The sequence below is a fragment of the Ensifer sp. YR511 genome (genome assembly GCF_900103045.1).
In the GTDB taxonomy this organism is placed as follows: domain Bacteria; phylum Pseudomonadota; class Alphaproteobacteria; order Rhizobiales; family Rhizobiaceae; genus Ensifer; species Ensifer adhaerens.
This window is the reverse complement of sequence record NZ_FNGR01000006.1, coordinates 132,907-146,662: the sequence shown is the minus strand read 5'-3', so window position 1 is coordinate 146,662 and position 13,756 is coordinate 132,907. Positions and strand designations below refer to the sequence as shown.

Genomic DNA, 13,756 nt, shown 5'->3' with positions numbered 1-13,756 from the left:
TGGAACCATGCCCCCACTTTCCTATCTCGTGGCACGGCTGCTGCAGATCATCCCGACGTTCCTGTTGGTGATGATCTTCATCTTCCTGCTCGTGCGCCTTTTGCCGGGAGATCCGGCCATCGCCATGGCCGAGGCCAAGGCGACCGATGCGCAGCTTGAACAGATCCGGCACAATCTCGGTCTCGATGAGCCGTTGCCGGTGCAGTTCCTCGTCTTCGTCAAGAACACGCTGACCGGCGATCTCGGCCGCTCGATCATGTTGAAGGCCCCGGTGACCGAGGTCATTCTCAGCCGGTTGCCGACGACGATCTTCCTGGCGCTCTATGCGGTCGTGCTCGCTGTGTTCCTCGCCGGGCCGCTCGCCTTCCTTGCGGCAGCGCGCGTCAACAGCCCTGTCGATGTCGCCATCCGCAGCGTCTTTCAGGTCGGTCTTTCCATGCCCGTCTTTTACATCGGGCTCCTGCTGCTCACCGTGCTTGCGGCGCAGTTGCGCTGGTTTCCGGTCGGCGGCTACGGCAAGACCTTTTTCGCCAATCTCTATCACCTGATCCTGCCCGCACTCAGCGTCGCGCTCTATACGTCGGCGATCATCCTGCGCAATCTACGCGCCTCGCTGATCGAGGTGCTCGACGCCGACTATGTGCAGTTCGCGCGGGCCAAGGGCCTGTCGCCGCGTATCATCATGACCCGGCACGTGTTGCGCAATGCGCTCGTTTCGACGGTCACTCTGCTGGGTTTGTCGATCGGCAACCTGATGAGCGGCACGCTGGTGACCGAGACGGTTTTTGCCATTCCTGGTGTCGGCCGGCTGATGCTGGAGGCGATCTTTGCCCGCGACTATCCGCTGATCCAGGGCCTGACGCTCACCTTCGCCGTGCTCGTCTCCGTCGTCTTCCTCTTGACGGATGTCGTGCAATCCTGGCTCGACCCGAGGCTTCGCCAATCATGACGGTCCTGACTCTCACCCATTCGCGGACGCGGGGACGGCTCGCCGCCTTTCTGGCACGCGCCTTCGCCCGTCCTTCTTTCGTGATCGGCATTGTCATTCTCGGCCTGTCGCTGGCGCTTGCGGTGTTCCCTCAGCTCTTTGCTCCTTACGACCCGCTTGCCTTCGACCTTCAGGCGATCCAGCAGGGGCCGAGCCTTGCGCATCCCTTCGGCACCGACAATTTCGGCCGCGATGTGCTCTCGCGCGTCATCTGGGCCTATCGCGTCGACATGCAGATGGCCTTCTTCGCGACGATCTTCGCGCTTTTGATCGGCCTCACCGTTGGCGCCTTCGTCGGTTACTACGGCGGCATTGCCGACGTGATCTTCGGCCGTTGCGTCGACGCGATCATCACCTTTCCCTTCCTGGTGCTGGTGATCGCGATCGTCGCGGTGCTGGGGCCTGGCCTCGTCAACATGTACGTGGCGATCACCGCGGTGAACTGGGTCTATTACGCCCGGCTGACGCGCGCCGAAATCATGGCGCAGAAGGCCAACGACTATGCCGCGGCCGGCCGGGTTCTCGGCTACTCCGATCGCCGCATCATCTTCCGCCATCTGCTGCCGAACGCGATCTCGCCAATCCTCGTCTATTGGATGACCGATATGGCGCTCGCGATCCTGCTCGGCTCGTCGCTCGGCTATCTCGGCGTCGGCGCACAGCCGCCGGCTGCCGAATGGGGCGTCTTGATCGCCGAGGGCCGCAACTTCCTGATGACGGCCTGGTGGATGAGCCTGATGCCCGGCATCGCCATCGTTCTGACCGGGCTCGGCTTCAGCCTCGTCGGCGACGCGCTGGCCGATCTGCTTCGGCCGAAGGGGCGCTGAGATGAAAAGCACAGAAAAACCGGTCGTGCTCGACGTCAGGCACCTTCGAACCGAGTTCGGCCCGCAAGATCGCCCACTGGTCGCGGTGGACGACGTCTCGTTCCAGGTGGGGCAGGGCGAGATCCTCGGGCTGGTCGGCGAATCCGGCTCGGGCAAGAGCATCACGCTGCGCTCGATCCTCGGCATCATCCGGCCGCGCGGCCGGGTCGCCGGCGAAATCCTCTGGAACGGCCGCGACCTCGTTCCGCTCGACGAGGCGCGTCTCCGGCGCATCCGCGGCCGCGAGATCGCGATGATCTTCCAGGAGCCGATGTCGTCGCTCAATCCACTGCTGACGGTCGGCCTGCAGATCCAGGAAAACCTCGTGGCGCATACGAACCTCGACGCAAAAGCGCGGAAGGCACGCGCGATCGAACTGCTCGATCTCGTCGGCATCCCCGGCGCCCGCAATCGTCTCGACGATTTCCCGCACGAGTTCTCCGGCGGCATGCGCCAGCGGGTGATGATCGCCATTGCGCTTGCCTCCAATCCGAAGCTGCTGTTGGCCGACGAGCCGACGACGGCGCTCGATGTTACCATCCAGGACCAGATCCTCAGGCTCATCCAGTCGCTGAGCCGCGATCTCGGCATGGCGGTGATCCTCGTCACCCATGACATGGGTGTCGTCGCCGAGACCTGCGATCGCGTGGCCGTCATGTATGGCGGCAGGCTTTGCGAAGTCGGTACGACGACGGATGTGATCGCCGACGCGCGCCATCCCTATTCCCTGGGGTTGTTGCGCTCGATCCCGCGCGACGTTGCGCCGCGAACGCCGCTCTATTCGATCCCCGGCGCGCCGCCGGCGTTGAACGCGCTTCCAGGCGGCTGCGCCTTCAGCGCCCGCTGTCCGGTCGCAGGACGCGAATGTCCTGACATTCGGCCAGCGCTCGAAGAGATCGGTTCGTCGCGGCTCGTTGCCTGCCATCATCTTGAAGATGCCCAAGCGCATTTCGGACCGCGGGAGGCGGCGCAATGATTATGCCCACTTCAGCAAGCACAACGCCTTTGCTTTCGCTGCGTGCGCTGTCGATCCAGTTCGAGAAACGGCGCTCGCTGTCCGACACGCTCGCCCGCCGTCCGCAGCAGGTCGTCTCGGCGGTCAATGGCATCGATCTCGATGTGATGCCCGGCGAGACGCTCGGGATCGTCGGCGAATCCGGCTGCGGCAAGTCCACGCTTGCGCGCCTGATCGCCGGCCTGCACCGGCCGACATCAGGCGATATCCTGTTCGAGGGCGAGAGCGTCGTCGGCCTCAAGGGGGCACGGAGGCGCGCCTATAACCGGCGCGTCCAGATGATGTTTCAGGACCCCTATACCTCGCTCAACCCGCGCATGACCGTGCGCGATACCTTGCGAGAGGCGATCACGGTGCATCGCATGCGCGATGGAGCGGCGATCGACCGTCGCGTCGACGAACTGCTGGATCTGGTGCGGCTGCCCGAAGGGGCCGCGGATAAGTTCCCGCACGAGTTCTCCGGCGGCCAGCGCCAGCGCATCGGCATTGCGCGCGCGCTGTCGCTGGAACCGACCTGCCTGGTCGCCGACGAACTCGTTTCCGCGCTCGACGTTTCGGTGCAGGCGCAGGTCGTCAATCTCCTGATCGAGCTTCAGGACGAGCTGGGCCTGACGGTGCTGTTCGTTGCCCACGACCTTCGCCTCGTACGCCATGTCTCGCACCGCGTCGCCGTCATCTATCTCGGCGCCATCGTCGAAATCGGCCCGTCGGAGGCGCTGTTTTCGAAGCCGATGCATCCCTATTCCAAGGGACTGCTTGCTGCCGCACCGTCGCTTGACCCGGGCGCCAGGCGTCGCACGCCGGCACTGTCGGGTGAGCTGCCGAGCCCGCTCGCCATCCCGCCCGGCTGCCCCTTCCACGTGCGCTGCCCGCACGCGACCGAACGCTGCCGCCGCGAAAAGCCGGCGTTGCGCCCGGTCGGATCGGGCATGACCGCCTGCCATTTCGCCGAGACGATCGGCGGCGCCTCAAACTCCACTCGATAGGAAAGACATCATGGATACGAGAGCAAGGCCGGATATCTCCGGCCGCATCGGCGCGCTGCGGCGCAAACTTGCGGAAGCGGGGCTCGACGGCTACGTCGTGCCGCGCTTCGACGAACATCAGGGCGAATACTGCGCGCCACACGACCATCGACTGGCCTTTGTCACCGGCTTCACTGGCTCGGCCGGCGTGGCGATCGTCATGCGCGACCGCGCCGCGATCTTCGTCGATGGTCGCTATCAGGTGCAGGTGCGCGACGAAGTGGATCTCGGCACCTTCGCGATCGAACACTTCTATGACGCACCGCTCAAGGATTGGCTGAAGAACAATCTGCGCAACGGCGAACGCGTCGGCTTCAATGCGATGCTGCTGCCGTCCACCTGGGATGCGGATTGCAACCGCTCGGTCGAGCTGGCGGGTGGCGTCTGGACGCCTGTCGACGGGGATCTTGTCGACGCGATCTGGACCGACCAGCCGGAAAAACCGCTCGGCAAGATTACCGCCTTCCCGGTCGCCAATGCCGGCGAAAGTGTTGGAGAGAAGAGGCGCCGCATCGCCGCCATGCTGGCGGAGCAGGGGGCCGATCTTTTGATCGAGGCGCAGCCGGACAATATCGCGTGGTTCCTCAATGTCCGCGGCCGCGACGTCGCCTTCAACCCGATGCCGCAGTCCTTCCTGATCTTCGACCGCGCCGGGCAAACGGAGTGGCTGGTCGATCATCGCAAGCTTCCGAACGACCTCTCGGACTTCGAGCTTGACGATGTTGCCATTGCCGAGCCTGGCAAGCTGCTCGACCGCGTCAGGGCGATGGCGGCCGGACGCACGGCGCTGATTGATCCCGGATTTGCCCCGTCGGCCACGGCCCATGCCACACGTGCCGCAGGTGGCACCGTGCAGCTCGCGAAGAGCCCGATCACGCTCGCCAAGATGCACAAGAACGCGACCGAGCTCTCGGGCTTCCGCGATTGTCACCGTCTGGACGGCGCCGCCTGGGTTCGCTTCTTTGCCTGGCTCGAGCGGCACGCCGCCGAACGGGAGGCGAGCGGCAAACCGGTGACCGAACTGGAAGCGGAAGAGCGTATCCTCGCCTATCGCCAGATGGCCGAAAGTTTCGTCGAACCGAGCTTCCGCTCGATTTCGGCAGCCGGCGGTCATGCCGCCATGTGTCACTATGCAGCCACCGAGGCGAGCAACGGGCTGATCCGCAAGGACGGTGTCTATCTGCTCGATTCTGGCGGGCAGTATCTGACCGGCACCACCGATGCCACGCGCACGACGGCGATCGGTCCGGTCAGCGACGAGATCCGGCGGGCCTACACGGCCGTCCTTAAGGGGTTGATCTCTATGGCATCGCTGAAATTCCCCAGGGGAAGCTTCGGCCACCAGCTCGACGCCTTTGCCCGCCGCCCGCTCTGGGATCTTGGTCTCGACTATGACCACGGCACCGGCCATGGGGTCGGTCACTTTCTCTCGGTCCACGAACAGCCGCAGCGCTTCGATCGCCGCGTCAACGAGATCGAGTTGAAGCCGGGCATGGTGACGACGATCGAGCCGGGCTACTACAAGGCCGGCGCCTACGGCATCCGCATCGAAAACCAGGTGGAGGTGGTCGACGACGGCGACGGTTTCCTGAGCTTCCGCAGCCTGACGCTGGTGCCGATCGATCTGCGGCTGGCCGATTTCGGCTTGCTGACGGCGGCTGAGCGGACCTGGATCGATGCCTATCACCGTCGCGTCGCGCAGGAACTGGACGGCTTGCTTGAACCGGAGACGGTGGGCTGGCTTTCCGACCGGTCGGCTCCGATCAGCGCGTGATAGCGCCTCGTCCGCTTCTTCTCGCGGATTAATATGACGACAGTGGAGCGGCGGGCCGGTAGGTCCGCCGTTGTCATTTCTTGGCGATGGGCTCCCCGGCCGCGATCAGGTCGCTTTCAATCAATGTGACTCCTCTTGCTTGGGGGAGATAGTTTGTGATATTTTTCACAAAACCTGTTCACGCCATGAACGGCTGCAGAACTCGTCGGACACGGAAGAAATCATGGTCAGCCGCAAGACAGCCCGCATCATCCAGCTCGCCGATGCCCTTTCAGGACGGAGAGTCTTGCACTTGCGCGACGCCGCGGCCCTGCTCGGCGTCTCTGAAATGACGATCCGTCGTGACGTTGCCGACAATCCCGGCCAGTTTGCTTTTCTCGGCGGACATATCGTGCCGGCGTCGGAGATCGAAGGCGATGTGCCCTACGAGCTGGCACGCGAGGCCGACAGCCACGCTGCCGCCAAGCGCGAGGCCTGTGTCCACGCGGCGCGCCATATCCGCCCGGACGAGACGATCTTCATCGATTGCGGCACCACACTCGAATATCTCGTCGACCTCGTTCCCGAGAATTATTCAATAACAGCAGTATGTTATTCCCTGAACGTGGCAGAGAAGCTGACCCATAAGCCGAATGTCCGGATCGTCATGCTTGGTGGCGTCTATCACCCTTCGTCTGCGTCTTTTTCCGGCAACTCCGGTCTGGAGACTCTCGATTCGCTCGGCATCAACGTCGCATTCCTGTCGGCCGCCGGCATCGATCCGGCGCGTGGTGCGACCTGCGTGCATTTCCACGAAGTGTCGGTGAAGCAGAAGGTCATCTCGCTGGCGCGCGAGAGCCATCTGGTCGTCGACCTCAGCAAGATCGGCAAGCTGAAGCCGGCTTTTTTCGCGCCAATCGGCGTTTTTCGCTCTATCATCACCGAAGAGGGTGAAACGCAGCTGCCGGGTCTGTGAAGGCGGCATCCGCAAAAATATTACGAAATCGTCAAAACGGCGGTGTCTCGCTTGACACTCTCTGTTCTTGATGGAATAGTCACAAAAATTCGATAGAAAAATAACAAAAATGAGTTCTCGGCGGCTGTGCTCGAGTGCGGCTGGTCGTGACAGGGAGTTCAAGGAGCCATCGCTTGGAAGACCTTGCTGTGAAAACTGGCGCGCCGAAGGCCGCGCATTCTCCGGCGGCGGGCCATAACTGGCCGCGCAACAACGGCATCGATCTCGATCTTGGCTGGGTGCTGGACCAGCGTGTCAATCTGTCGGCCGCCGAGCGTCGCGTTGCGACGCTGCCCGGTCGCCGCACGGTGAAGAAGGACGCGCAGGCCGCCTGGCTCTTGAAGGCTGTTACCTGCATCGATCTGACGACCCTCAACGGCGACGACACGACGGAGCGCGTCAAGCGGCTCTGCGCCAAGGCGCGCCAACCGGTGCGCCAGGATCTGCTCGACGCGCTCGGCATGGGCGGTCGCGGCATCACGACGGGCGCTGTCTGCGTCTATCATCGCTTCGTCTCGACCGCCGTTGAGGCGCTCGAAGGTTCCGGTATCCCGGTGGCAGCCGTCTCCACCGGTTTTCCTGCCGGCCTGATCCCGCATGACGTGAAGCTGCGCGAGATCGAAGCCTCTGTCGCCGATGGCGCCAAGGAAATCGATATCGTCATCACCCGCGAGCATGTGCTGACGGGCAACTGGCAGGCACTCTATGATGAGATGCGCGATTTCCGTGCCGCCTGCGGTGACGCTCATGTGAAGGCTATTCTTGCGACCGGCGACCTGAAGACGCTGCGCAACGTCGCGCGCGCTTCGCTCGTCTGCATGATGGCTGGCGCCGATTTCATCAAGACCTCGACCGGCAAGGAAGGCGTCAACGCCACGCTGCTGGTGACGCTCATCATGCTGCGCATGATTAGGGCCTATCAGGAGCAGACCGGCCTCAAGGTCGGCTACAAGCCGGCGGGCGGCATTTCTGCGGCAAAGGACATCTTGAACTACCAGTTCCTGATGAAGGACGAGCTCGGGCGCGAATGGCTCGAGCCGGATCTCTTCCGCATCGGCGCATCGAGCCTGCTTGCCGATATCGAGCGCCAGCTCGAACACCACGTTACCGGCGCCTATTCGGCCCTCAACCGTCACCCGATTGGATGATCCCGATGACTGTCGCAAGGTATTTTGACGAAATGTCCTATGGTCCAGCCCCTGAAGCCGATACGGAAGCCCGCCAGTGGCTCGCCCGTCACAAGGGCGAATTCGGCCACTTCATCAACGGCGCCTTCGTCGCCTCCGCCTCGGGCAAGACCTTCGAGACGAAGGAGCCGGCAACCGGCAAGCTGCTCGCAAAGATCGCGCTCGGCGGTGCCAAGGACGTCGACGATGCGGTTGCCGCTGCCCGCAAGGCGCAAGCCGCCTGGGCGAAACTGCCGGGCCATGCCCGCGCCCGCCATCTCTATGCGCTCGCCCGCATGATCCAGCGCCATGCGCGTCTGATTGCCGTGGTCGAGGCGCTCGACAACGGCAAGCCGATCCGCGAGACGCGCGACATCGACGTGCCGCTCGCCGCCCGCCACTTCTATCACCACGCCGGCTGGGCGCAGCTGCAGGAAGCCGAGTTTGCCGATCAGGTGCCGGTCGGCGTCGTCGGCCAGGTCATTCCGTGGAACTTCCCGTTCCTGATGCTCGCCTGGAAGGTCGCGCCGGCGCTGGCGCTCGGCAACACGGTTATCCTGAAGCCGGCCGAGTTCACGCCGCTGACGGCGCTTCTTTTTGCAGAGCTTGCAGCCGCTGCCGGTCTGCCGGCAGGCGTGCTCAACGTCGTGACGGGTGAGGGCGACACCGGCGCCCTGATCGTCGAGCACTCCGACATCGACAAGATCGCCTTTACCGGATCGACAGAGGTTGGCCGTCTCATTCGTGAGCGCACGGCCGGAACCGGCAAGTCGCTGACGCTGGAGCTTGGCGGCAAGTCGCCCTTCATCGTCTTTGACGACGCCGATATCGATGGCGCCGTCGAAGGCGTGGTTGACGCCATCTGGTTCAACCAGGGCCAGGTCTGCTGCGCCGGCTCGCGCATCCTCGTGCAGGAAGGCGTGGCACCGCTGTTCTACGAGCGCCTGAAGCGCCGCATGCAGACGCTGCGCGTCGGCCATCCGCTCGACAAGGCGATCGACATGGCAGCGATCGTCGCGCCGGTGCAGTTGCAGCGGATCGAAGACCTAGTCGCCAAGGGCGTCTCCGAAGGAGCAGCGCTGCATCAGCCGAAGATCGAACTGCCGCAGGGCGGCAGCTTCTATCCGCCGACCCTGCTCACCGGCGTGCAGCCGACCTCGATCGTTGCGACGGAAGAGATCTTCGGCCCCGTCGCCGTCTCCATGACCTTCCGCACCCCGGAAGAGGCGATCCAGCTTGCCAACCATACGCGCTACGGCCTTGCCGCCAGCGTCTGGAGCGAGACCATCGGCCTGGCATTGCATGTCGCGGCCAAGCTCGCCGCCGGTGTGGTTTGGGTCAATGCGACTAACCTCTTCGATGCGTCTGCCGGTTTCGGCGGCAAGCGCGAATCCGGCTTCGGCCGCGAGGGTGGTCGCGAGGGCTGCTACGAATATCTGAAGCCGAAGGCTTGGGCCGGCCGCAAGCCGCGTCCCGCCGCCGTCGAACCGGCATTGAAGCCCGTGGCTGGCGATTTCGCCATGCCTGACGTCGACCGTACCGCCAAGCTTTTCATCGGCGGCAAGCAGGCACGGCCGGATGGCAACTATAACCGCAACGTGCTCTCGCCCAAGGGCAAGGTGCTTGGCGAGGTCGGCGAGGGCAACCGCAAGGACATCCGCAACGCAGTCGTCGCAGCGCAAGCCGCATCCGGCTGGTCGTCGGCAACGACGCACAACCGCGCGCAAATCCTCTACTACATCGCCGAAAACCTGAGTGGCCGTGCGGGCGAATTCGCCGATCGGATCGCCGACATGACCGGCGCGTCTGCGGCCAACGCCAAGGCGGAAGTCGAAGCCTCGATCGCACGCCTCTTCACCTATGGCGCCTGGGCCGACAAGTACGAAGGCGCGATCCACCAGCCGCCGCTTCGCGGCGTAGCACTTGCGATCCCCGAGGCGATCGGTGTCGTCGGCGTCGTTTGCCCGCCGGAAGCGCCGCTGCTTGGCATGATCAGTCTGGTCGCGCCGCTGATCGCCACCGGCAACCGTGTCGTCGTGGTGCCGAGCGAACAGCATCCGCTGGCGGCCACCGATTTCTATACGGTGCTCGAAACATCAGACGTCCCGGCCGGTGTCGTCAACATCGTCACCGGTTCGACGATCGAACTGGCAAAGACGCTCGCAAGCCACAACGACGTGGATGCGCTCTGGGCTTTCGGCTCGGCGGAACTTTCGACCCTCGTGGAGAGGCTCTCGGTCGGCAACCTGAAGCGCACCTTTGTCGACTACGGAAAGGCGACGAACTGGCTCGATCGCGAGGCGGCAGAAGGCCCGGCCTATCTGCGCCGCGCGACGGACGTCAAGAACATCTGGATCCCCTACGGCGAGTAGGAGAGCCACCACGCGCGGGGCGGGGGGAGCCGGCCCGCGCTGTGGGACAAGTGAACAGTAGGGAGACGCGCTCGCCTGCAAGGGGGAATGCATTGCGCGCCACGGAAACCGGAGCGCGCCAGGAGGAGGACTGTATGCTGAAGAATATCGATCCGGCGCTGAACGCCGATGTGCTGCACGCGCTCAGGTCCATGGGACACGGCGACACGCTGGTCATTTCCGACACCAACTTCCCGTCCGACGCCATTGCCCGCAAGACCACGCTGGGCACGCTGTTGCGCATCGACAACGTCTCGGCCGCGCGTGCCGTCGAAGCGGTGCTTTCCGTGCTGCCGCTCGATACGCCGCTGCAGCCTTCGGCCGGGCGCATGGAGGTGATGGGTGCGCCCGACGAAGTGCTGCCCGTGCAGCAGGAAGTGCAGGCGGTAATCGATCGCGCTGAGGGTAAATCGGCGCCGATGTACGGCATCGAGCGCTTCAAGTTCTACGAGGAAGCCAAGAAGGCCTATTGCGTCATCACCACGGGCGAGACGCGCTTCTATGGCTGCTTCCTGTTCACCAAGGGCGTCATTCCGCCCAAGACCTGACGGACCGCGCGGTCGCCGCGCGGCACGAGACGACAGATGAAATCGCGAGAGATTGCCTGGGCACGCCGCTTTGCTTGCGGTGCGGTCGCAGGGGGAGGCTTGAATGAAGACTGGTGTTTCGATCCTTGGCATCTTCGTGGCCGACACGGCCTATCTGGCGCGGCGCATGCCGGTTGTCGGTGAAACGATTACCGGCAGCGGCTTTTCCGTCGGGCCGGGAGGCAAGGGCTCGAACCAGGCGGTCGCCTGTGCTCGGGCGGGAAGTCCCGTTTCCTTCATCTCCAAGCTCGGCTGCGACACCTTTGGCGAGATGGCGCTGCGCACCTATGCCGAGGCCGGCGTGACGCCGAAGATCGTTGAGATGGACGATCTGCCTACGGGGGCTGCCTTCATCTATGTCAACGACCAGAACGGCGAAAACGCTATCATCGTCTATCCGGGAGCCGCCGGCTCGATCGGGATCGACGATGTCGAGGCCGCGCGCGAGACGATCGAAGGTTCGCGCATCTTCGTCACCCAATTGGAGCAGCCGGTGGCCGCCGCTCGGCGGGCGCTCGAAATTGCCCATGCGGCCGGCGTCATCACCGTCTTCAACCCGGCACCGGCCGAAGCCTTCCCGGATGCGATCTATCCGCTCTGCGATTATCTTGTGCCGAACGAGACGGAAGCCGCAGCCATCGTCGGTTTTGCGCTCGCCACGGAAGACGACGTTCGTCGTGCCGGTGACGCGATCCTGAAGAAGGGTGCGAAAACGGCGCTGATCACGCTCGGTGAACGCGGCGTGCTCTATCACAACCACGAGCAGTCGGTGCTGGTGCCGGCGATCGCCAGCGGGCCGGTAATCGACACGACCGGGGCGGGGGACGCTTTTGTCGGAGGCTTCTCCGCAGCGCTCGCCCGCGACCTTTCACCGGTTGACGCTGTACGCTTCGGCTGCGCCACCGCCGGCATCGCGGTCACCCGCCGCGGCACCGCGCCCGCCATGCCGACGCTTGCCGAGATCGAGGCGCTGCTTGCGCGCGGGGCGTCCGCATGACGCGCAACGACCCGATCAAGCACTTCTTCATCTGGCCGGCGCTGATCATCGTGCTGATGATCTCGATCTTCCCGCTCGTCTATTCGCTGACGACCAGCTTCATGAGCATGCGGCTGGTGCCGCCGACGCCGGCCCGCTTCGTCGGCTTCGGCAACTATCTCGATCTCCTGCAGAACCCGCGGTTCTGGCATGTGGCGGGAACGACGACGCTGATCGCCTTCATCTCCGTCGGGCTGCAATATGTGATCGGCCTTTCGGTGGCGTTGGCGTTGAATTCAAGAGTGCCGGGAGAGGGCATCTTCCGCGTCAGCTTCCTGCTGCCGATGCTGGTGGCGCCGGTCGCCGTCGCGCTGATCGCCCGCCAGGTGCTGAACCCGACGATGGGCCCGCTCAACGAGCTGATGACGGCAATCGGGTTCCCCAACCTGCCGTTCCTCACCCAGACCAGCTGGGCGCTCGGCTCGATCATTGCCGTCGAGGTCTGGCAATGGACGCCTTTCGTCATCCTCATGCTGCTTGCCGGGCTACAGACCTTGCCCGACGACGTCTACGAGGCGGCCGCGCTCGAAAATGCCACGCCGTGGCAGCAGTTCCGCGACATCACCTTTCCTATGCTCCTGCCGATCTCGGTTGCCGTCGTCTTCATCCGGCTGATCGAGAGCTACAAGATCATCGACACGGTCTTCGTCATGACTGGCGGCGGGCCGGGGATATCGACCGAGACGCTGACGCTGTTTGCCTATCAGGAAGGCTTCAAGAAGTTCAATCTCGGCTACACCTCGGCGCTTTCCTTCCTGTTCCTGATTGTCATCACGGTGATCGGTCTCGTCTATCTCGCCATCCTCAAGCCCTATCTGGAGAAGCACAAATGAGCGTGCGCACTCTCAAAGGGAAACGGCGCTGGCTGGCGCTCGGCGGCTGCCTCGTCTGGCTCGCCATCACCTTCTTTCCGCTCTATTGGGTGCTGATCACCTCGTTCAAGACGCCGATCGCCGTCGTCGGCGGGCCGACCTATCTGCCCTTCGTTGATTTCGAACCGAGCTTGACGGCCTGGAGCGAGCTGTTGTCGGGCCAGCGTGGCCAGTTCTTCAACACCTTCCTGGCCTCGACAATCATCGGCCTTTCGGCGTCGATCGCCGCGACCTTCATCGGCGCCATGGCAGCCTATGCGCTGGTGCGCTTCACCTTCCGCTTTCGCCTGCTCTCGGCACTGATCTTCGTGGTGATCGCCTTCGGCGGCTTCCTGCTCGGCCGCCATGTGCTTGGCTACGGCCAGGGCATCTCGCTGGTCTATGCCTTTGTCGCAGCGCTCGCGCTTGCAGTGATCTCGAGCCGCTTTCGCCTTCCGGGGCCGGAACTCGGCAACAACGACATCGTCTTCTGGTTCGTCAGCCAGCGCATGTTCCCGCCGATCGTCGCTGCCTTTGCGCTCTACCTGATGTATACCGAGATGGGAAAACTCGGCTTCAAGCTGGTCGACAGCTATATTGGCCTCACTTTCGCCTATATCGCTTTCTCGCTGCCGATCGTCATCTGGCTGATGCGCGACTTCTTCGAGGCGCTGCCGGTGGAGGTCGAGGAGGCGGCGATGGTCGACAACGTGCCGTCGTGGCGGATCTTCTTCGGCATCGTGCTGCCGATGTCGAAGCCGGGTCTGATCGCCACCTTCATGATCACGCTCGCCTTCGTCTGGAACGAGTTCCTGTTCGCGCTGTTCCTGACCAACTCCAAATGGCAGACGCTGCCCATTCTCGTTGCCGGCCAGAACAGCCAGCGCGGCGACGAATGGTGGGCGATTTCCGCTGCCGCCCTCGTTGCCATCGTTCCGATGATGGTCATGGCCGGGCTTTTGAGCCGGCTCATGCGCTCCGGCCTGCTTCTTGGAGCGATCAAGTAACCAACCGCTTTGGCATGCATTCATTCACAGGGAGGA

12 protein-coding genes are annotated in these 13,756 nt (G+C 63.8%); all 12 read left to right on the top strand.

Annotated features, from left to right (window positions below):
* Nucleotides 1-7: 7 nt before the first annotated feature.
* The 12 genes from BLU15_RS13715 (at nucleotide 8) to BLU15_RS13660 (ending at nucleotide 13,720) form a co-directional block, all read left to right on the top strand.
* On the top strand, nucleotides 8-949 hold the full coding sequence (locus BLU15_RS13715; protein WP_060601471.1) for an ABC transporter permease: 942 nt from the start codon (nucleotides 8-10) through the stop codon (nucleotides 947-949).
* Nucleotides 946-1,815 carry an ABC transporter permease gene (locus tag BLU15_RS13710; RefSeq protein ID WP_090295926.1) on the top strand — a complete coding sequence of 290 codons (870 nt, stop codon included), beginning with the start codon at nucleotides 946-948 and terminating at the stop codon, nucleotides 1,813-1,815. Before BLU15_RS13715 ends, BLU15_RS13710 begins: the two co-directional genes overlap by 4 nt.
* A gap of 1 nt (nucleotide 1,816) precedes the next feature.
* Nucleotides 1,817-2,830 (top strand): ABC transporter ATP-binding protein, encoded by a 1,014-nt coding sequence (locus tag BLU15_RS13705; protein ID WP_060530290.1) that lies wholly within the window; start codon nucleotides 1,817-1,819, stop codon nucleotides 2,828-2,830.
* A gap of 2 nt (nucleotides 2,831-2,832) precedes the next feature.
* A complete protein-coding gene (locus tag BLU15_RS13700; protein WP_063894882.1) occupies nucleotides 2,833-3,855 on the top strand; it encodes an ABC transporter ATP-binding protein in 1,023 nt (340 codons plus the stop codon).
* 10 nt (nucleotides 3,856-3,865) lie between these two features.
* Nucleotides 3,866-5,668, top strand: coding sequence for an aminopeptidase P family protein (locus BLU15_RS13695; protein WP_090295924.1), 1,803 nt, complete (start codon nucleotides 3,866-3,868; stop codon nucleotides 5,666-5,668).
* A 223-nt stretch (nucleotides 5,669-5,891) separates the two neighbouring features.
* Nucleotides 5,892-6,623, top strand: a complete 732-nt coding sequence (locus BLU15_RS13690; RefSeq protein WP_060601463.1) for a DeoR family transcriptional regulator — start codon at nucleotides 5,892-5,894, stop codon at nucleotides 6,621-6,623.
* 173 nt (nucleotides 6,624-6,796) lie between these two features.
* Entirely contained in the window at nucleotides 6,797-7,810 is a 1,014-nt protein-coding gene (gene deoC, locus BLU15_RS13685; protein WP_043613541.1) for a deoxyribose-phosphate aldolase, read from the top strand.
* Between the two features lie 5 nt (nucleotides 7,811-7,815).
* A complete protein-coding gene (locus tag BLU15_RS13680) occupies nucleotides 7,816-10,200 on the top strand; it encodes an aldehyde dehydrogenase family protein (protein ID WP_090295921.1) in 2,385 nt (794 codons plus the stop codon).
* 134 nt (nucleotides 10,201-10,334) lie between these two features.
* Nucleotides 10,335-10,787: an RbsD/FucU family protein gene (locus BLU15_RS13675; RefSeq protein WP_060518285.1), complete on the top strand. Its 453-nt coding sequence runs from the start codon at nucleotides 10,335-10,337 to the stop codon at nucleotides 10,785-10,787.
* A 103-nt stretch (nucleotides 10,788-10,890) separates the two neighbouring features.
* On the top strand, nucleotides 10,891-11,823 hold the full coding sequence (gene rbsK, locus BLU15_RS13670; RefSeq protein ID WP_090295919.1) for a ribokinase: 933 nt from the start codon (nucleotides 10,891-10,893) through the stop codon (nucleotides 11,821-11,823).
* Nucleotides 11,820-12,695, top strand: a complete 876-nt coding sequence (locus BLU15_RS13665; protein WP_034799444.1) for a carbohydrate ABC transporter permease — start codon at nucleotides 11,820-11,822, stop codon at nucleotides 12,693-12,695. Before rbsK ends, BLU15_RS13665 begins: the two co-directional genes overlap by 4 nt.
* On the top strand, nucleotides 12,692-13,720 hold the full coding sequence (locus BLU15_RS13660) for a carbohydrate ABC transporter permease (protein WP_090295916.1): 1,029 nt from the start codon (nucleotides 12,692-12,694) through the stop codon (nucleotides 13,718-13,720). The genes BLU15_RS13665 and BLU15_RS13660 overlap by 4 nt, the downstream gene beginning before the upstream one ends.
* Nucleotides 13,721-13,756: the final 36 nt, after the last annotated feature.

Bases quoted from the DNA above. Each gene is read 5' to 3' on its own strand.
- BLU15_RS13715 (WP_060601471.1), top strand. From the start codon at position 8: ATGCCCCCACTTTCCTATCTCGTGGCACGGCTGCTGCAGATCATCCCG.
- BLU15_RS13710 (WP_090295926.1), top strand. From the start codon at position 946: ATGACGGTCCTGACTCTCACCCATTCGCGGACGCGGGGACGGCTCGCC.
- BLU15_RS13705 (WP_060530290.1), top strand. From the start codon at position 1,817: ATGAAAAGCACAGAAAAACCGGTCGTGCTCGACGTCAGGCACCTTCGA.
- BLU15_RS13700 (WP_063894882.1), top strand. From the start codon at position 2,833: ATGCCCACTTCAGCAAGCACAACGCCTTTGCTTTCGCTGCGTGCGCTG.
- BLU15_RS13695 (WP_090295924.1), top strand. From the start codon at position 3,866: ATGGATACGAGAGCAAGGCCGGATATCTCCGGCCGCATCGGCGCGCTG.
- BLU15_RS13690 (WP_060601463.1), top strand. From the start codon at position 5,892: ATGGTCAGCCGCAAGACAGCCCGCATCATCCAGCTCGCCGATGCCCTT.
- BLU15_RS13680 (WP_090295921.1), top strand. From the start codon at position 7,816: ATGACTGTCGCAAGGTATTTTGACGAAATGTCCTATGGTCCAGCCCCT.
- BLU15_RS13675 (WP_060518285.1), top strand. From the start codon at position 10,335: ATGCTGAAGAATATCGATCCGGCGCTGAACGCCGATGTGCTGCACGCG.
- rbsK (WP_090295919.1), top strand. From the start codon at position 10,891: ATGAAGACTGGTGTTTCGATCCTTGGCATCTTCGTGGCCGACACGGCC.
- BLU15_RS13665 (WP_034799444.1), top strand. From the start codon at position 11,820: ATGACGCGCAACGACCCGATCAAGCACTTCTTCATCTGGCCGGCGCTG.
- BLU15_RS13660 (WP_090295916.1), top strand. From the start codon at position 12,692: ATGAGCGTGCGCACTCTCAAAGGGAAACGGCGCTGGCTGGCGCTCGGC.